This is a genomic window from Paracoccus sp. TD-10 (assembly GCF_048270675.1).
Classification (GTDB): Bacteria; Pseudomonadota; Alphaproteobacteria; order Rhodobacterales; family Rhodobacteraceae; genus Paracoccus; species Paracoccus pantotrophus.
In genome coordinates, this window is record NZ_CP182418.1 from 1,861,503 (window position 1) to 1,880,227 (window position 18,725).

Consider the following 18,725-nt stretch of genomic DNA (forward strand, 5'->3'; position numbering starts at 1 on the left):
CGAATCGGAAGGTCTCTCGCCTTCCTGACCCAGTCTGCCGCAAGAGGATTAAGAAACGGTTTACAGCCTCAGGGCGAGTGGCTATGCCGGCACGCGTGCCGCAATGGCTGAAAGCTTGCAGGAAATGCTGATATTCTGGGAAAGACGACTGGTTTTCTTGGCCACGCCGAAAGCCGGATCCACCGCGGTCGAGACCGCGCTCGAAGCCCTGGCCAATGTCGCCGTCCAGCGCCCGGCCGAACTCAAACACGCCGACCTGCGCACCTATCGCCGCCATATCGAGCCCTGGCTTCATTCCGTCACCGGCGAGAAATTCACCACCATCGCCCTGATGCGCGAGCCGATAGGATGGCTGCGCAGCTGGTACCGCTTTCGCCTGCGCGACGACGAGGAAGATCCGAGCCACGCCATGATCGGGCTCAGCTTCGCTGATTTCGCGCAGGCCTATGCCGATCCCGCCGGGCCCGACATCGCACGCGTCGGCGCCCAGGCGGATTTCCTGACCGCGGAAGCGGATCGCGTCGATCGCATCTTTCGCTACGAGGACATGGATGCCTTCACCCATTTCCTCGAGGATCGACTGGATTGCGCGATCAGCCTGCCCCGCGTCAACGTGCCTCCGGCGGTCGATGTCAGCCTGCAGGCCGAGCAGGAAGGCCTGCTGCGCAAGGTCATGGCGCGCGATTTCGCGCTTTACGATACGCTCTGATCCAGCTGCGCCACCGGTGATCTAGAGCGAATTTGACGAACACCGGGTCGCTTTGAGGATTCACGCGATGAACAATGTCTGATTCACTGCTCCTGTGATTTGCCAGGAGGAGATGATGACGAGGAGCCTAAGACGAGGAGCCTGAGCGGAGACCTTCGCGGTCGGGTAATTGCCGCGATCGAAGATGGGGTTTCGACGCGGGAGGCGGCACGACGCTTCCGCATCGGCATCTCGACGGCCGGGGCCTGGTATCGCCGCTATCGCGAGACCGGCGAGATGGAAGCGCGCAAGCAGGGACAGCCGTCGCGCTCGAAGCTTGATACGCACGCGGCCTTCATTCCGGGCCTCATCGAGAAGACACCGGACATCACTCTTGCTGAGATCGGCGAGCGCCTTGCTGGCGAGCGCGGCGTGCGGGTGGCGCCCTCGACGGTCTGGCTGTTTCTTGACCGGCGCGGCATCACGTTCAAAAAAAGACGGCCAAAAAAAGACGGCGCATGCCTCAGAGCAGCAGCGTCCCGATGTCTTGCGCCGCCGCATAGCCTGGTTCGACGGCCAGCTCGATCTCGATCCCGAGAGGCTCATCTTCATCGATGAGACCGCGGCATCCACGAAGATGGCGCGGCTGCGAGGACGAGCGCCATGTGGCGAGCGATGCCGGGCGCCCATTCCACACGGACATTGGAAGACCACCACCTTTACCGCGGGCCTGCGGCTATCTGGCATGGCGGCACCGATGCTGCTCGATGGGCCAATGAACGGACCAGCCTTCCTCGCCTATGCCGAGCAGGTGCTCGCACCAGAGCTGCGCCCCGGTGACGTCGTGGTCATGGATAATCTGCCCGCCCACAAGATCAGCGGCGTGCGCGACGCCATCGAAAAAGTTGGAGCACGGCTCCTGTTCCGCCCGCCATACTCGCCGGACTTTAACCCCATCGAGATGGCTTTCTCCAAGCTCAAGGCACTGCTCAGAAAGGTCGCTGCCAGAACCGTTGACGATCTCTGGTCAGCCGTCGCCGACTGTCTATCCGCCTTCACCCCCGAGGAATGCCGGAACTACTTCGAGCCCGCCGGATATGACCCGGACTAAGTCGAATCCGCGCTAGGCGCCGCCCTCCAATTGCCGCGTGACCAGCGCGGTCAGATCCGAAAGCGAGAACGGCTTCGCCAGGAAGGCCGCATCCGGCACGGGCGGTCGCCCCTCGGAAAAGATGTCCTCGGCATAGCCCGACATGAAGATGACCTTCGTGCCGGGCCGGTCGCGCAGCGCGGTGCGCACCCAGGCCGGGCCGTCCATGCCCGGCATCACCACGTCGGTCACGAAAACATCGACCACAAGCCGCCGGTCGGCCAGCAGCGACAGGGCATCTTCGGCGCAGGCGGCCTCGAGCACCTCGAAGCCCTGCAGCTTCAGCGCCCGGCTGGCAAAGGCGCGCACCGGCGCCTCGTCCTCGACCAGCAGCACCGTCGCCTCGACCTCGCGGCGCGCGCGAATCGGACCGGCGGCCGGGGCCGGCATCTCTTCGGGGATGCCTCGGTCATGGGCCGGGAAGAACAGGGAAAAGCAGCTGCCCTCGCCCGGCGTGCTGTCGCAGAAGATATAGCCGCCGGTCTGCTTCACGATGCCATAGGCGGTGGACAGGCCAAGCCCGGTCCCCTCGCCCGTGCGCTTGGTGGTGAAGAAAGGCTCGAAGATCTTGGCCAGATCGTCGGGGGCAATGCCGCAGCCTTGGTCGCGGACCTGAACGCGGACGTAGTCCCCGGCCGGCAGGGTGGCGCGGCCGAATTCGGTCCTGGCCTCCAGCCGGAGATTGTCGGTGCAGATGGCGATGTCGCCGCCCTCGGGCATGGCATCGCGGGCATTCACCACCAGGTTCATGATCACCTGCTCCAGCTGGCGGCGGTCGGCATGGATCATCCGCAGGGCCGGGTCGTGGTCGAAGGTCAGCACGATCCGTTCGCCCACCAGCCGGTTGAGCAGATGCGTCAGCTCCGAAAGCGTGTCGCGCAGATCCATGATCTGCGGCTTGAGCGTCTGCTTGCGCGAAAACGCCAGAAGTTGCCGGACCAGCGCCGCCGCCCGGTTCGCGTTCTGGCTGATCTGGTCCAGGTCGGCATAATCGGGATCGGCCTTGTCGTGGCGCAGCATCAGCAGGTCGCAATGCCCGGTGATCGCGGTCAGCAGGTTGTTGAAGTCATGGGCAATGCCGCCGGCGAGCTGGCCGATGGCCTGCATCTTCTGGCTTTGCACGAATTGCGCCTCGAGCGTCTTGAGCGCGCTGGCATCGGAAAGCACGGCGGTCACATGTTCGTCCCGGCCGCGCGTCAGCGACAGCTGCACGAAACGGTCTGGGCCCTCGGCCCTGACATGCAGCACCTCGCTGCCGCCGACCGTGCGGCCGGCGCTGACATCCGAGATCCAGCCCGCCAGATCGCGCCCGAGCCCGTCCAGCAATGCGGCCAGGTTCTGGCCCAGAACCGGCCCGCCCAGCAGCTCGCAGGCGGCGGTATTGGCGCGCACGACATTGGCCGCCGGATCGAGGATCAGCAGTGAGACGGGAAGCAGGTCGAAATCGTCCCCGTCTGCCCGCGGCGGCGGTGCGGCGGGCTGCGCCGGGCGTTCGGGCGCGGTCGCCTGCCACAGCTGGATGGTCGAACCCGCCCGCCGCGTCACCAGATATTGCCCAGCATCGCCCAGGTCGGCACGCACCTTGCCGCTGCGCGCCAGGCCAAGGCCCAGATCGTTCCAAAGCGTCTTCGGATCGGCATGGCGCCGGCCCAGCGCATCCTGCACATGCCGGCCGACCAGGTCGCCGAGCCGGTCCAGCCCCGCCTGGCTCTGCGCCAGAACCAGGCCGTCCGGACCGACGGCAAAGGCCGGCTGTTCATGGTCCCGCAGGGTGGGCAGCACCTGGTTCAGATCGCGCCGCACCGCCAGCCCGCGCCAGAGATGACGGACCGAGATGGCCCCACCCAGCAGATACCAGGCGGTCACTGCCGCCCCCACCGCCAGGAAGGTCGCGCCCCCCGCGGCCTGCCGGGGCTGCAAGGCCAGCCAAAGCGCCCCGACCACCGCAGGCAGCGTCAGGAAAGGCAGCACGATTTGCGCCGCCCGCAGGGATTCCGCCCGTTCCGAATTCATCCAAGCCCTCGCGACCCGCCTTTTTCCGCTGCATAGCGCATGCGCGTTAACAGAGGGTTAACGGCGGCGCATCAGGGCCAGATAAAAGCCGTCCGAGGCGGAAAGCGGGGAAAAATGCCGCGCCAGGATCTGCTCGAACCGGGGATCGCGGGCCAGAAAACCCTGCACCTGTTCGTCGTTTTCGGCGGCCAAAACCGAGCAGGTCATATAGGCAAGGTGCCCGCCCTCGGCAACGAAACCCGCCGCCTGCTCCAGGATCAGGGCCTGCCGGCTTGCAAGCCGATCCAGATCGTCGCGGGTCAGGCGCCATTTGGCATCCGGGCTGCGCCGCCAGGTTCCGCTGCCCGAACAGGGTACGTCCGCGACGACCGTGTCAAAGCGGCCCGCCACCTGGCCTGGCGCCGCCAGACGGATGCGCACCCCCGCCCGTTCGGCGCGCGCCGGCAGATCGGCCATGCGCGCCAAGTCGATGTCATGCGCGACCACCGGGCTCGCGCCCCGCGCCGCCAGCGCCAGCGCCTTGCCGCCGCCGCCGGCGCAGAAATCCAGCACGCTGCCCCGCGCCGGCAGCGCCGCGCAGGCCATCTGCGGCGACAGATCCTGCAATTCGACCAGCCCTTCGCGATAGGCGCGGCTGGGGGCCAAGCGCCGGGCGCCTTCGGCGATGCGCAGCGCGGTGGGCAGATCGGGATGGGGCACGGTCACGATGCCCTCACCGGCCAGCGCGGCGGCGGCGCGGGCAGGATCGGCGCGGCGCAGGTTGACCCGCAGCCAGACCGGCGCACGGTCGCGCATGGCCAGCGCCACCGCCTCGGCATCCGGGCCAAGCGCCTGGCGCCACAGCGGCAAGAGCCAGCCGGGCAGGTCCAGCGCCTCGTCCGGCATCGGCGCGCGTCCCGCGGCGCGCTCGGTATCCGAAAGCGGCGGCGGCGCATGGCCCTCGCCGGTGAAAAGCGCCTCCGGGTCGAGCCCCTCTTCGCGGCACATGCCAAGCAGCAGCCCGCGCCCGGACAGCGCCCCGCCCAGGGCAGCACGCGACCGCAGCCGGCGCAAGGCGTCGAAGACCAGATCCCGCACCGCCGCGCGGTCGCCCGAGCCGGCAAAGCGGCTGGCGCGCGCCCAGCGGATCAGCGCCGCCTCGGCGGCCTGCCCGTCGAGGATGCGGTCGAGGATGGCGATGGCCGCGGCGGCACGGGCGGCGGGCGTCATGTCAGGCAGCGTCCCAGGCGCGGCGGATGGCGGATGGCGGATGGCGGATGGCGGATGGCGGATGGCGGATGGCGGATGGCGGATGGCGGATGGCGGATGGCGGATGGCGGATGGCGGATGGCGGATGGCGGATGGCGTCCAGAAAAGCCGCCGACCGGGCTTTGTCAATCCCGTCCGGCCAGCATCCCCGGCCGCCAGAGCGAAGCCCTTTCGCCTTCAGCCCCTGCCAGACGGATCGAGATCATCGGTTCACCCCCAGCCGCCAGCGGCGAGCGTCCCGCGGCCAGCACCGCCAGCGAACCGGGCCGCCCCGTCACATCGCTGCCGAGGGGTGCGCCCAGCAGCATCACCCGCTCGCGCAGCCGGCTGCGTCGGGCGGTGCCGATCGCGGCGAAGCTGTTATAGGTCTCGGGCGAAACCGCCAGGCCCGCATATCCCTGTTCGCGCAGCATCTGAAGCAGCGTATCGAAACGGGCCAGGTAGCGCTGCGCATGGGCCGGGGTGCGGGAATGGAACGCCCCCGCCGCCTGCCGCCAATCACCGGTCTCGTCATGCAGCTGGCGCAGGAAGCGGGCGGCATAGCGGGCATTTTCCAGCGGATCGAACATCTGCGCCACCGACGAGAAATGCCCGCCGTGCCAGCGATAGTTCAGCTGGAAGCAGCCGATGTCGAGATTGGTGCGCCCCTGGGACAGCCGATCCTGGGCAAAGGCGACGGCGCTGGCGGGATCGTCGAACCAGGTGCCCTCGCCCTCGGCATTGGCGCTCCAGGCCCAGGGGCGCACGATCCCGTCCAGCCGGCGCCCGGTCTCGGTCAGGGTCAGCGCAGCCAGGATGTCGGCGGGCACCCCGCTTTCCGCGGCCGCCTGCTGCGCGGCCCATTCGCAAACCTCGGCCGAGGGCAGCGCCAGCGCGCGGATAGGCGCCAGGACCAGCGCCAGAGCATATAGGATTGCAACAAGACGGAACATGAAACGGCCACAGACAAGGACTCTCTGGCCGTCTCTAGCGCAGGGCGGTTAAGATTCGGTAAGCGGGGCCCGTGGCCGGCCCCGCCGCAGGCCGGATCAGCCCAGCCGGTAGTTCGGGCTTTCGCGGGTGATCTGCACGTCGTGGACGTGGCTTTCCTTCAGCCCGGCGCCGGTGATGCGCACGAACTGGCAGCCGCCGCGCATCTCGGCCACGGTGGCGTTGCCGGTATAGCCCATGGCGGCGCGCAGGCCGCCGACAAGCTGGTGGATCACCGCGGCGGCCGAGCCCTTGTAGGGCACCTGGCCCTCGATCCCCTCGGGGACCAGCTTGTCGCTGGCCGCGTCCTTCTGGAAATAGCGGTCGGCCGAACCCCGCGCCATGGCACCCAGCGAGCCCATGCCGCGATAGGATTTGAAGCTGCGGCCCTGGTACAGGATCACCTCGCCGGGGCTTTCGTCGGTGCCGGCGATGGCCGAGCCGACCATGGCGCAGGACGCCCCCGCCGCGATGGCCTTGGCGAAATCGCCCGAAAACTTGATGCCGCCATCGGCGATGACCGGAACGTCGCCGGCGCCGCGCGCCGCATCCATGATCGCGGTCAGCTGCGGCACACCCACGCCCGCGACGATGCGGGTGGTGCAGATCGATCCGGGCCCGATGCCGACCTTGATCGCATCGGCGCCGGCATCGACCAGCGCGCGGGCGGCCTCGGCCGTCGCCACGTTGCCGGCGATGACCTGCACCGCGTTCGAATGCGCCTTGATGCGGGAAACGGCGCGGGCCACGCCCTCGGAATGGCCATGCGCGGTGTCGATCACCACCAGGTCCACGCCCGCCTCGATCAGCGCCAGGCTGCGCTCATAGCCCTCGTCGCCCACGGTCGAGGCGGCGGCGACGCGCAGCCGGCCCAACTCGTCCTTGCAGGCCAGGGGGTTCAGCACTGATTTCTCGGTATCCTTCAGCGTCAGCAGGCCGGTCAGCTTGCCCTCGGCATTGGTGATCAGCAGCTTCTCGATCCGGCGCGCCTTCATCAGGTCGATGGCCTCGGCCCGGTCGGCGGGCTCGCGCAGGATGGCAAGGTTCTCGGCCGTCATCACCGCCCGCACCGGCATGTCGTCGCTGTTGGCAAAGCGCATGTCGCGGTTGGTGATGATGCCGACCACGCGGCCGGCCGCGTCCACCACCGGAAAGCCGGTGACGTTGTAACGCTCTTGCAGGGCCTTGGCGTCGGCGATGGTCTGGTCCGGGGTCAGGGTGATCGGGTCGTAGACGATGCCCGATTCGAAACGCTTGACCCGGCGGACCTCGTCGGCCTGCTGCTCGGCGGTCAGGTTGCGGTGGATCACGCCGATGCCGCCGGCCTGTGCCATGGCGATGGCCATGCGGCTTTCGGTGACGGTATCCATGGCGCTGGAGAGCAGCGGAATGTTCATGCGGATCTGCTTGGTGACATAGGTCGTCACGTCGGCGGTCGAGGGCATCACCGAGGACGCCGCAGGAACGAGGAGAACATCGTCGAAGGTCAAAGCCTCACGAATCTGCATGGGAGCATCCTTGTCAGGGGTTCGTTTGGCAGTTTCCCATTTCACGCGCCGGCCGGATTGTCCAGCCCGTCAGGCGATGGCCGCGTTGGTTTTCATCGCCAGCCCGCCGCTGGCCCAGGCACGCCAGACCCGGAACAGGATCGGCAGCACCACCAGGCTGGCCGCGACCAGCAGGATCTGCGCCGGCAGCGCCCAGCCCGGCGCAAAGCCCGAGACCGCGGTCCACAACCCCGCCGTCGCCGCCAGCGGAAAGGTGAAGGCACCCCAGAGCGGCGAGAACCCCGCCTCGACCAGCCAGCGCAGGCGCAGGGCGGTCAGGACCAGCGCCGCGGCCGCGGCCCAGGCCAGGACCAGCGCCACCTGCTGCCAGGCAAGCGCGGCGGCGACATTGCCCAGCATGGCGATGGGGGCCAGGTGGATCATCAGCAGCGGGCGCAGGGGCGCCGGCAGCCGCTCGGTCAGCGCCTGATACAGGCTGGCGGCCCAGACGAAGCCGGCCGTCGCCGCCATCGGCCACCACAGCGCCTGGGCCAGCGCCGTCCAGCCGAAGCCGGCGGCCGCCTGCGCGGCGACGATGGGGCCGACGAAGGTCAGCTGCCAGACCGGCGTCACCCGCCCCTGCCCCGGCGTGCGGGCCATGACCGGGATCGCCACCGCCCAGAAGGCCAGCTGCGCCGCCATGCCGGCGACCAGCACCCCCTGGGCCAAGGCCGGCGCAAAGGGGGCAAGCAGCTGCGCCGCGACATAGATGCCGACCAGCGCCGCCGCGATGCCGGCGCGGCCGGGCAGGACGCGCAATTCCTCGACCAGCACGCTGGGGCGGCGGATCAACTTGCTGCCATAGGCGAGGACCGCAAAGCCCCAACCCGCGATCACCATGCCCACCATCATCCCCGATAGCCCCGGCGGCAGGCCGAAGCGCGCCGTCGCCCCGCGCCAGGCCAGGGCAAGCCCCAGCGCGCCCAGCAGCGGCGGAAAGATCGCGGGCGGAACCCGGCGCCAGAGGCCGGGCGGGTTGAGCCGGGGTGGGGCAAAGCGCATGACGGACCTCCTTGATCCTTCATGTCATAGCGTTGCCGGCAGGCCACGCCAGAGCGGCCGGATGCGTCAGAACGCCGCGTTACCGGGCGGGGGCGATTGACGCAAGCAGGCAGGCTGCCGCAGGTTGAACCAAGGGGTTCGACACGAACCTGGCTAGGGAGGAAAACCATGAAAAGGATCGTCACCGGCATCGGCGCCCTGCTGGCAAGCGCCGCGCCCGTTCTGGCCGGCGGGATCGAGCGCGCGCCGCAATCGCTGGCGCCGCTGTTCGAAAGCGGGAATTACCTGGAGTTGAGCTTCGGCGGGGTGAACCCGGACGTGTCCGGGCGGGATCTGGCGGTCTATGGCGGCGCCCCAACAGGCGATGTGGCGCAAGGCTATGGCTTCTTCGGTCTGGCCTACAAGCACCAGTTCAACGAGAACCTGTCCGGCGCGCTGATCGTCGAACAACCCTTCGGTGCCGACGTCCTCTATCCCACGGCGAATTCGCCGGTGCTGGGTGGCACGCGGGTCGAGGTCAACTCGACCACCTATACCGCATTGCTGCGCTACAAGTTCGACAACAACTTCTCGGTGCACGGCGGTATCCGCGGCTCTCATGCGGATGGCCAGCTCAGCCTGCGCGGCCTTGGCTACAAAGGTCCGCCCCCTGCCGGGGTCTCGGGCTACGACCTGGATATCGACGGCGCCTGGGGCATCGGCTGGGTCGCGGGCGTCGCCTACGAGATGCCCGAGATCGCGGCCCGCGTGTCGCTGACCTACAACTCGCCGATCGAACATGATTTTGATATGAAGGAGAGCTTCTCGGGCACTCCGATCGCCGCGAGCGGCAGCTATGAGGTCAAGACCCCGCGCAGCTGGACGCTGGAGGGTCAGACCGGCATCGCCGCCGACACGCTGCTGTTCGGCTCGATCCGCTGGGTGAAATGGTCCGAGTTCCGGGTGGACAACTTCTTCTTCCCGACGCAGACGGGCGCGGAGCTGGTCGAGGTCGAGGATACCACCACCTACACCATCGGCGTCGGGCGCAAGTTCACCGACAACTGGTCGGGCTCGGTCTCGTTCCTCTATGAACCGAGCGAGGGCGACACGGTTTCGCCGCTGGCCCCGGTGAACGGCCGCAAGGCGGTGACGGTGGCCGCGATCTATACGATGGACAACATCAAGATCACCACCGGCATCAACTACACCAAGCTTGGCAACGCCACGCTGGGCGTGGGACCGAGCGGCAACAAGACGGAAGTCGCCAGGATGGACGACAGCGAGGCTTGGGCGATCGCAATGCGCATCGGCTATTCCTTCTGATCCGTGTCACAAGGACAAGGCCCCGGTTCCGCCGGGGCCTTGTCCATGCGAGCCCGGCTCCTGGCTGGGCGGTTCCATGGGTATTTAAGGAACGAAGAAGCCGGGTGCCGTGCCCTGATCGGCATGATGAGATCCTCGCCATGTCCTGCACGCGCCGCGCCTGGCAGCCCTGGAGCGTGAGAATTTGGGAAACGGTGAAGATCAGCCTTGCAGCGCCTTGACCAGGGCGGTGAAATGCTCGCCGCGTTTCTCGAAGTTGGGGTATTGGTCGAAGCTGGCGGCGGCAGGGGCGAGCAGCACGGTCTCGCCCGGCTGGGCCTCGGCTGCGGCGCGGGCGACGGCCTGCTCCATGGTTTCGGCGATCTCATAGGGGGTCTGGCCGATCTGCAGCGCGAAGTCGCGGGCGGAATGGCCGATCAGATAGGCCTTGGTGACATTGCCGAGGAAGGGGGCCAGCGCCTCGATGCCGCCATCCTTGCCCATGCCGCCGGCGATCCAGCGGATGCGCGGGAAGGCGGCCAGCGCCTTGGCGGCGGCATCGACATTGGTGGCCTTGCTGTCGTTGACCCAGGCCACGCCGCCGATCTCGGCGACTGTCTGGCTGCGATGCGGCAACCCTTCGAAGCTGTGGAAGGCGCGCTCGATCTCGCGCGGCGCGATGCCGACGGCGCGGGCCGCGGCATAGGCGGCGCAGGCGTTCTGGTGGTTGTGCTCGCCCGGCAGGCCCCTGACCTCGCGCAAGTCGATCGCGGCGACCTGGCGGCCCTTGCGGTATTCCGAAAGGAAGCCCTTGCGGGCAAAGACCGACCAGCCGAAACGGTCGAGCTTCTGCCCCGAGGAGATGCGGATCACCCGGTCGTCCGAAGCGGCCATGGCGAGCTGGCCGGCAAGATAGCGGCCCTCGGGCTCGTCGACGCCGATCACGGCGCGGTCTGGTCCGCCCTCGGCGAAAAGCCGGCGCTTGGCGGCGAAATAGCCGCCCAGCCCGCCATGGCGGTCGAGATGGTCGGGCGAGAGATTGGTGAACACCGCGACATCGGGGGTCAGGGCGCGGGCGAGGTCGGTCTGGTAGCTGGAAAGCTCCAGCACCACCACCTCGCCGTCATGGGCGGGTTCCAGCGACAAGACGCCGGTGCCGATATTGCCGCCGACCTGGGTCGGGCGGCCAGCCTCCTTCAGGATGTGGTGGATCAGCGCCGTGGTGGTGGACTTGCCGTTCGAGCCCGTGACGGCGATGACGCGCGGGATGGTGTCGAAGCGTTCCCATTCCGCGGTAGCGAAGCTGCGGAAGAACAGGCCGATGTCGTTGTCGACCGGCACGCCGAGCGCATAGGCCGTCGCGATGACCGGATGCGGCTTGGGGTAGAGATGCGGGATGCCGGGGCTGGCAATCAGCGCGGCGATGCCGTCCCAGTTCTGGTCGCGGGTCAGGTCGAGAAGGCGCAGCCCGTCGGCTTGGGCCTGTTCGCGCGTATCGACACCGTCGTCCCAGGCGACGACATGGGCGCCGCCGGCAGCGAGCGCGGCGGCGGTGGCGCGGCCCGAGCGGCCGAGGCCGAGCACGGCGATGGTCTGGTTCTCGACGCCCTGGACCGGGATCATGCTGTTTCCTTCGCTGTGGCAGGCCGGGGGCGCTTCGCCCCCCGGACCCCCCGAGGGTATTTGGAAAACGGAGAAAGCCTGTCAGCGCAGCTTCAGCGTCGCAAGCCCGATCAGCGCCAGGATCAGCGCGATGATCCAGAAGCGGATGACGATCTGCGCCTCGCCCCAGCCCTTCTTCTCGAAATGGTGGTGGATCGGGGCCATCAGGAAGACGCGCTTGCCGGTGCGCTTGAAATAGAGCACCTGGATGATGACGCTGAGCGCCTCGACCACGAAAAGCCCGCCGACGATGGCCAGGACGATCTCGTGCTTGGTGACCACCGCGATGGCGCCCAGCGCGCCGCCGAGCGCGAGGCTGCCGGTATCGCCCATGAAGACCGCGGCGGGGGGGGCGTTATACCACAGGAAACCCAGCCCGCCGCCGATCAGCGCCGCGACGAAGACCGCAAGCTCGCCGGTGCCGGGCACGAAATGCACGCCCAGGTAATTGGCGAAATTCGCGTTGCCGACCATATAGGCGATCACCGCGAAGCTGCCCGCGGCGATCATCACCGGCATGATCGCCAGCCCGTCCAGCCCGTCGGTCAGGTTCACCGCATTGGCCGCGCCCAGGATAACCAGCACCGCGAAGGGCACGTAGAGCAGGCCCAGGTTGATCAGCGCATCCTTGAAGAAGGGCAGCGCCAGTTCGCCGCTTAGCGCCGCCGGATGGGCCCAGGCGGCCGCCGCGCCGGCGGCGGCGGCGATGCCAAGCCCGATCAGCAGCCGCACCTTGCCCGAGAGCCCCGCGTGATGCTGCTTCGTGACCTTGGCATAGTCGTCGGCAAAGCCGATGGCGGCGAAGCCCAGCGTGACCAGCAGCACGATCCAGACATAGCCGTTGTCGAGCCGCGCCCAGAGCAATGTGCCGATGGTCAGTGCGGCCAGGATCAAGAGCCCCCCCATGGTCGGGGTGCCGGCCTTGGAGAAATGGTTTTCCGGCCCGTCGTCGCGGATCGGCTGGCCCTTTTTCTGCTTGCGGCGCAAGAGGTCGATCAGCGGCCGGCCGAAGAAGAAGCCGAAGAGCAGCGCCGTGAAGAAGGCGCCCCCGGCGCGGAAGGTGATATAGCGGAAAAGGTTGAAGAAATCCCCGCCGTCGGAGAGGTTCGTGAGCCAATAGAGCATTACGCTGTCCTTTCGCCAGGCGTCGTGCTTTGGCGCGTCCGCCGCAGCGCGTCAACCACCGTCGAGACCTTGGAGGACTTCGAACCCTTCACGAGCACGATATCGCCGGGCGCGACCAGCTCCCGGGCGCGCTCGGCCAGTTCGGCGGCACTCTCGGCATGCTGCCCGCGACGGGCCTGAGGCAGCGCCTCGTGCAGGGCGCGCATGCGCGGGCCGGCGGTATGGACCAGGTCCACCGCCTCCATGGCGGGATCCGCGGCCATGCCGGCATGGAGCGCGATCTCGTCGGGCCCCAGTTCCAGCATGTCGCCCAGGATCGCCACCCGGCGCCCGCCGGTCAGCCGCGCCAGCGTCGCAAGCCCGGCCGAAAGCGAGGTGGGGTTGGAGTTATAGGCATCGTCGATCAGCCGGATGCCACCCAGATCCTCGACCGCGCCGCGGCCCAGCGGCGGGCGCCAGTCGGAAAGGCGTGCCGCCGCCTGCGCCAGGTCGGCCCCCGCGGCCGAGAGCGCCGCCAGAACGCCGACCGCGTTCATGACGAAATGCGTGCCGGCCGTTGCCAGGGTGAAATCCACCGCCTCGCCCAGCACGCGGGCGCGGACCCGGGTCGCGCCGTCCGCGGTCTCGGCTGTCAGCGGCCGGGCCATGCCCTGCTGGCCGAAACCGATGACGATGGCGCCCGCTTCATCCGCGCAGTCGCGCAGAATCTGGGTGACAGGCAGATCTTCGGGCAGGATGGCGGTGCCCGGCTGGATCAGCCCGCGGAAGATCGCGCCCTTCTCGCGGGCGATGCCCTCGATGGCGCCGAAGGCTTCCAGATGCGCTGCGGCGACGGTGGTGATCATGGCGACATGCGGGCGGGCGAGGCGGGCCAGCGGCTCGATCTCGCCCGGATGGTTCATGCCGATCTCGATGATGGCGAAATCGGTGTCCTGGGGCATGCGCGCCAGCGTCAACGGCACGCCCCAATGGTTGTTGTAGCTGGCCTCGGCCGCATGGATTTGCCCCTGCCCGGCCAGCGCGATGCGCGCCATCTCCTTGGTCGAGGTCTTGCCGACCGAGCCGGTGATGGCGATGACCTTGCCGCCCATCCGGGCGCGGCCGGCGCGGCCAAGTGCCTCCAGCGCCGGCAGGACATCGGGAACGACCAACAGCGGGGCATCGTCGGCAACGCCATGGGGGATGCGGCTGACCAGCGCGGCGCCGGCGCCCTTCTGCAAGGCCTGGGCGACGAAATCGTGGCCGTCGCGGGCCGCTTGCAGGGCGATGAACAGATCGCCCGGCCGGATCGTCCGCGTGTCGATGGAAACGCCCGTGACCGCGAAGTCGCGGGTGGCGCGGCCGCCGGTCGCGGCGACGGCATCCTGCGAGGTCCAGAGCGTCATATCTTGCCATCCAGCGCCGCGACGGCCACCGAGGCCTGCTCGGCATCGTCGAAGGGATAAACGTCGTTGCCGATGATCTGGCCGGTCTCGTGGCCCTTGCCGGCGATCAGCAGCGCATCGCCGGGCTGCAAGGCATCGACGCCGCGCAGGATCGCCTCGGCGCGGTCGCCGACCTCGATGGCATCGGGACCGGCGCCGGCCAGCACCTCGGCGCGGATCGCGGCCGGGTCTTCGCTGCGGGGGTTGTCGTCGGTCACATAGACCAGGTCGGCGAATTGCCGCGCCGCCTCGCCCATCAGCGGGCGCTTCAGGCGGTCGCGGTCGCCGCCGGCGCCGAAGACCACGATGATGCGGCCCATGACATGCGGGCGCAGGCTTTGCAGGGCCGAGGCCAAGGCGCCGGGCTTGTGGCTGTAATCGACGAAGACCGCCGCGCCGTTTTCCCGCACCGCCGCCAGTTCCATGCGGCCGCGCACCGTGGTCAGGCCGGGCAGGGTCTCGATCACCCGCGCCGCCTCGTCTCCGGCGGCGATGGCCAGGCCGGCGGCGGCCAGAACGTTTTCCGCCTGGAAGCCGCCGATCAGCGCCAGCCGCACCAGATGCGCCTGCCCGCGGAAGCTGAAGCGCAGATCCTGGCCGGTGGCATCGTAGCGTTGCCCAAGGATGCGCAGGTCGGCCGACCCGTCCTTACCGACCCTCATCAGCGCCAGGCCGCGTTCGCGCGCGATCTGCGCCATCTGCCGGCCGCGCGGGTCGTCGATATTGACGACCGCCCCGGCGCCCTCGTCCAGCAGGTGATCGAAAAGCAGCGCCTTGGCGGCGAAATATTCGTCGAAGTCCTTGTGATAATCCAGGTGGTCCTGGCTGAAATTGGTGAATGCGCCGGCCTTCAGCCGCACCCCGTCCAGCCGGCGCTGGTCAAGCCCGTGCGAACTGGCCTCCATCGCCGCATGGGTGACGCCCGCTTCCGCCGCCTCGGCCAGCACCCGGTGCAGGGTGATCGGCTCGGGCGTGGTATGGGCCAGCTTGGCCTGGTAGTCGCCCTGCACCCCCATGGTGCCCAGGCTGATCGCCCTGTGCCCCAGCGCCTGCCAGATCTGCCGGGTGAAGGTCGCGACCGAGGTCTTGCCCGAGGTGCCGGTGACGGCGACCATGGTCTCGGGCTGGGCAGCGAACCACAGTGCGGCGGCTCCGGCCAGCGCGGCGCGGGGATCCTCGGCCACGACCAGCGCGGCATCGGCACCCGCCAGCACCTCGGCGGCGATCTCGGCCCCCTTGCGGTCGGTCAGGATCGCGCCCGCCCCCTGGCGCAGCGCATATTGGATGAACTCGCCCCCATGCGCGGCCGAGCCCGGCAGCGCCGCGAACAGATGGCCCGGCCTGACCTGCCGCGAATCGACGGCAAGACCCGTTATCTCGGGGTCGCGCCCCTTGTCCCCCCTCAGCCCCAGAAGGGACAGCCGCATCGCCCGCTCGGTCACGAAGCCTCCGCTCATCAGTTCGAGACGAGCTTTAGCCGATCCGGCAAAGGCCGTTCAACCATCGGCAGCTGCGTTTCCGTGCTGGGACGCAGGCCCAGCAGCGGCGCAACGCGGCGGATCACCTCGGCCGCTACCGGGGCCGAGGTGGCGCCCGCGGTCCGGCTTTCTCCGCCGGGACCGATGGTCGAGGGCTCGTCCAGCGACAGCACCAGCACATATTGCGGATCGCTGGCCGGGAATACCGAGGCGAAGGTCGAGACCACCTTGTTGCCGTAATAGCCCCCCGTCGGGCGCGGCTTGTCGGCGGTGCCGGTCTTGCCCGCGACCTCGTAGCCCTCGACATTGGCGCTGCGGCCGCTGCCGCGGACGACGACCTGGCGCAGCATCTGCACGGCGATATGCGCGGCCTCGGACGACAGCACCTGCTCGCCGCCGCGCGGGCGGCGGTCGTGAATCAGCGTCGGCATCACCCGCTTGCCGCCATTCGCGACAGTCGCATAGGCCGCGGCCAGATGCAGCGGGCTGGCCGCCAGCCCGTGCCCGAAGGCCACGGTGGCCGAGGTCACGGCCGGCCAGCGTTTCGGCACCAGCGGCTTGCCGGTCGGCGCCTCGCTCATCTCGATCGGGGTCGGCTCGAAGAAGCCCAGCTTTTCCAGGAAATCCCTCTGCCGCTCGGCGCCCAGCAGCTGGGCCACGCGGACGGTGCCGACGTTCGAGGACTTCACGATGATGTCCGTCACCGAAAGCGTGCCGTAATTATGGCCGCGGAACTCGTTGATCAGGTATTTGCCGATCTTCATCGGCGCCTTGGCGTTGATCATCGTGGCCGGGCTGACCAGCTTGAGGTCGATGGCCTGCGCCACCGGGAAGATCTTGAAGGTCGAACCCAGCTCGTATTGCCCCTGCACCGCGCGGTTGAACAGCGGGCTGTCCGAGGGATCGCCCTTGAGCAGCGGCCGCGGCCGGTCGTTGGGGTCGAAATCGGGCAGGCTGGCCATGGCGAGGATCTCGCCGGTCTTGACCTCCATCAGGATGCCGGTGGCGCCCTTGGCGTTCATGACCTTCATGCCGTTGCCCAGCACCTCCTCCATGGCGGCCTGGACGGTCAGGTCCAGCGACAGCGCCAGCGGCGCGCCGTCATTGGCCGGATCGCGCAGCCAGTGGTCGAAGGCCTTTTCGACGCCGGCGACGCCGACGACCTCGGCGCTCGCCACGTCCTCCTTGCCGAAGGTGGCGCCGCCAAGGATATGGGCGGCGATATGGCCGTTCGGGTAAAGCCGCATCTCGCGCGGGCCGAACAGCAGGCCCGGCTCGCCGATGTCATGGACGGCCTGCATCTGCTCGGGGCTGATCTTCTTCTTGATCCAGACGAAGGTGCGCTTGCCGGTGAAATCCTTGTTGAGCCGCTCGATATCCAGGTCGGGGAAGATGCGGACCAGTTCGCGCGCCGCGCGCTCGGGCTCGACCATCTGCTGCGGATGGGCGTAAAGCGAATGGGTCAGCAGGTTGGTGGCCAGAACCCGGCCGTGCCGGTCGGTGATGTCGGCGCGTTGCGAGATGATCTGCGCGCCGGTGGTCTGCACCCGCGGTTCGCTGGGCTGGCTGGCGGCCAGCACGCCCATCTTTGCGCCCACGGTGCCAAAGGCCAGCGCGAAGGCGCAGGACATGAAGAACAGCCGGGTGCGGGCGCTGCCGCGCGCGCTTTCCTGGATCGCGGCATGTCTCTGGGCGCGGTTCGCGGCCTCGATGGCATCGGGATTCTCGCCGGTTTCGCGGGCGCGAAGGATGCGGGCCAGCGGGCGCAGCGGGGTGCGGATCATGGCGTGCTCTCCTGTGGTCTGCGGGGCGGGAAGCCGGCGGGACGTTCGACCGGCAGGTCGGCATCCGTGCCGGGGGCGGGCTGGAACAGCTTGGGCGCCGGGAAGGCCACCTGCCCCACGTCCACGAACTGGTCGGAGCCGAAGGGCACCAGCTTCAGCCGCTCGAAATTCAGGTCGACCAGCTGGCGCAGGCGCTCGGGCCGGTTCAGATAGGCCCATTCCGCGCGCAGCACGCCCAGATCCTCGCGCAGCCGGCCGATCTGGCGCTGGATGTCGCTCATCTCGCTGATGGCGGCCTGGGTGCGATAGTTCTCGCGATAGGCCCAGAAGGCCAGACCCATCACCGAAAGCGCGGTCAGAAGGTAAAGCACCGAACGCATTACGCCCCCCTTTCGGACAGCAGCGGCAGGCCCAGGGCCGCCGGATCGACCCGGCCAGCCGGCGCCGCGGTGCGGATGCCGACGCGCAAAAGCGCCGAGCGCGCGCGCGGATTCGCCGCCAGTTCGGCCTCGTCGGCGCCGATGGCTCGGCGGAAGGGCAGCGTGAAGGCCGGCTCCTCGCGCGCGGCCTCGGGCGCGTAGCGGCTGCCGCCGCCAGCGCTGTTCGAGCGCGCCTGCATGAACCGCTTGACGATGCGATCCTCGAGCGAGTGGAAACTGACCACGGCCAGCTTGCCGCCCGGCCGCAGCGCCCGTTCGGCCGCGGCAAGCCCGGCGACCAGCTGGCCGAATTCGTCGTTCACCCAGATGCGGATCGCCTGGAAGGCGCGGGTCGAGGGGTGGCTCTGTCCCGGCTTCGGCCGCGGCAGGCAGCCGGCAACGATGTCCGAAAGCTGGCCAGTGCGGCTCAGCGGCCGGGCAGCGACGATGGCCTTGGCGATGCGGCGCGAGGCGCGTTCCTCGCCGTAAAGATACAGCACGTCGGCGATGACCTGCTCGGGCGCCGTGTTCAGCAGGTCGGCCGCCGAGGGACCGTCGCCGCCCATGCGCATGTCCAGGGGGCCGTCGCGCAGAAAGGAAAAGCCGCGCTCGGGCTGGTCGAGCTGCATCGAGCTGACGCCCAGGTCCAGCACCACGCCGTCGACCGGCCCGCCGGCCAGCCTGTCGAGGTCCGAGAACGTGCCCTGGACCAGCCGCAGCCGGTCGCCGTATTCGCCCGCCCAGGCTTCGGCCATGCGAAAGACCGCCGGGTCGCGGTCGATGCCGATCACCCGGTCGGCGCCCTGTTCCAGCAGGCCGCGGGCATAGCCGCCGGCGCCGAAGGTGCCGTCGACCCAGGTGCCCTGCACAGGCTGAACGGCCCGCAACAGCGGGCCAAGCAGGACGGGGATATGCGGCGCCTCGGCCATGCC

The 18,725-nt window shown here is 68.8% G+C and carries 15 protein-coding genes; 3 read left to right on the plus strand and 12 right to left on the minus strand.

What is annotated here, in order from left to right:
* Positions 1-124 precede the first annotated feature (124 nt).
* Together ACNKFW_RS09225 and ACNKFW_RS09230 are read left to right on the plus strand one after the other, a co-directional pair.
* Positions 125-709, plus strand: a complete 585-nt coding sequence (locus ACNKFW_RS09225; protein ID WP_024846147.1) for a sulfotransferase family 2 domain-containing protein — start codon at positions 125-127, stop codon at positions 707-709.
* A gap of 99 nt (positions 710-808) precedes the next feature.
* Positions 809-1,799 (plus strand): IS630 family transposase gene (locus ACNKFW_RS09230; RefSeq protein WP_418024134.1). Its coding sequence is split into 2 segments (ribosomal slippage): positions 809-1,174 and positions 1,176-1,799, totalling 990 coding nucleotides; the frame shifts between segments, so codons are not numbered across the junction.
* A 12-nt stretch (positions 1,800-1,811) separates the two neighbouring features.
* On the opposite strand, the gene ACNKFW_RS09235 is transcribed toward ACNKFW_RS09230, so the two are convergent.
* From ACNKFW_RS09235 to ACNKFW_RS09255, 5 genes are all read right to left on the minus strand, one after another.
* Positions 1,812-3,851: an ATP-binding protein gene (locus tag ACNKFW_RS09235; protein ID WP_418024135.1), complete on the minus strand. Its 2,040-nt coding sequence runs from the start codon at positions 3,849-3,851 to the stop codon at positions 1,812-1,814.
* A 57-nt stretch (positions 3,852-3,908) separates the two neighbouring features.
* Positions 3,909-5,060, minus strand: a complete 1,152-nt coding sequence (locus ACNKFW_RS09240) for an RsmB/NOP family class I SAM-dependent RNA methyltransferase (RefSeq protein WP_024846194.1) — start codon at positions 5,058-5,060, stop codon at positions 3,909-3,911.
* A gap of 164 nt (positions 5,061-5,224) precedes the next feature.
* Complete coding sequence (locus ACNKFW_RS09245; RefSeq protein ID WP_024842886.1) at positions 5,225-6,031, minus strand: hypothetical protein; 807 nt, start codon at positions 6,029-6,031, stop codon at positions 5,225-5,227.
* Between the two features lie 96 nt (positions 6,032-6,127).
* Positions 6,128-7,576, minus strand: coding sequence for an IMP dehydrogenase (guaB, locus tag ACNKFW_RS09250; protein ID WP_024842887.1), 1,449 nt, complete (start codon positions 7,574-7,576; stop codon positions 6,128-6,130).
* Positions 7,577-7,645: 69 nt separating this feature from the next.
* Positions 7,646-8,617 (minus strand): tellurium resistance protein, encoded by a 972-nt coding sequence (locus tag ACNKFW_RS09255; protein WP_147428204.1) that lies wholly within the window; start codon positions 8,615-8,617, stop codon positions 7,646-7,648.
* A 168-nt stretch (positions 8,618-8,785) separates the two neighbouring features.
* Here ACNKFW_RS09255 and ACNKFW_RS09260 point away from each other — a divergent pair, with 168 nt between their 5' ends.
* Positions 8,786-9,922: an OmpP1/FadL family transporter gene (locus tag ACNKFW_RS09260; RefSeq protein ID WP_147428205.1), complete on the plus strand. Its 1,137-nt coding sequence runs from the start codon at positions 8,786-8,788 to the stop codon at positions 9,920-9,922.
* A 201-nt stretch (positions 9,923-10,123) separates the two neighbouring features.
* Here the strand turns inward: ACNKFW_RS09260 and murD are convergent, their stop codons facing one another.
* The 7 genes from murD to rsmH all read right to left on the minus strand — a co-directional run bounded on the left by murD (position 10,124) and on the right by rsmH (position 18,722).
* Positions 10,124-11,524: a UDP-N-acetylmuramoyl-L-alanine--D-glutamate ligase gene (gene murD / locus ACNKFW_RS09265; RefSeq protein ID WP_147428206.1), complete on the minus strand. Its 1,401-nt coding sequence runs from the start codon at positions 11,522-11,524 to the stop codon at positions 10,124-10,126.
* Positions 11,525-11,605: 81 nt separating this feature from the next.
* Complete coding sequence (gene mraY, locus ACNKFW_RS09270; RefSeq protein WP_024842891.1) at positions 11,606-12,688, minus strand: phospho-N-acetylmuramoyl-pentapeptide-transferase; 1,083 nt, start codon at positions 12,686-12,688, stop codon at positions 11,606-11,608.
* A complete protein-coding gene (locus tag ACNKFW_RS09275) occupies positions 12,688-14,073 on the minus strand; it encodes a UDP-N-acetylmuramoyl-tripeptide--D-alanyl-D-alanine ligase (protein WP_147428207.1) in 1,386 nt (461 codons plus the stop codon). The genes mraY and ACNKFW_RS09275 overlap by 1 nt, the downstream gene beginning before the upstream one ends.
* Positions 14,070-15,569: a UDP-N-acetylmuramoyl-L-alanyl-D-glutamate--2,6-diaminopimelate ligase gene (locus tag ACNKFW_RS09280; protein WP_374327619.1), complete on the minus strand. Its 1,500-nt coding sequence runs from the start codon at positions 15,567-15,569 to the stop codon at positions 14,070-14,072. The genes ACNKFW_RS09275 and ACNKFW_RS09280 overlap by 4 nt, the downstream gene beginning before the upstream one ends.
* Entirely contained in the window at positions 15,569-17,374 is a 1,806-nt protein-coding gene (locus tag ACNKFW_RS09285; protein WP_024842894.1) for a peptidoglycan D,D-transpeptidase FtsI family protein, read from the minus strand. Before ACNKFW_RS09285 ends, ACNKFW_RS09280 begins: the two co-directional genes overlap by 1 nt.
* The gene (gene ftsL / locus ACNKFW_RS09290) at positions 17,371-17,754 is read right to left on the minus strand and encodes a cell division protein FtsL (RefSeq protein WP_147428208.1); all 384 of its coding nucleotides are present in this window, start codon (positions 17,752-17,754) and stop codon (positions 17,371-17,373) included. The genes ACNKFW_RS09285 and ftsL overlap by 4 nt, the downstream gene beginning before the upstream one ends.
* Positions 17,754-18,722, minus strand: coding sequence for a 16S rRNA (cytosine(1402)-N(4))-methyltransferase RsmH (gene rsmH, locus ACNKFW_RS09295; RefSeq protein ID WP_147428209.1), 969 nt, complete (start codon positions 18,720-18,722; stop codon positions 17,754-17,756). Before rsmH ends, ftsL begins: the two co-directional genes overlap by 1 nt.
* Between the last annotated feature and the right edge of the window lie 3 nt (positions 18,723-18,725).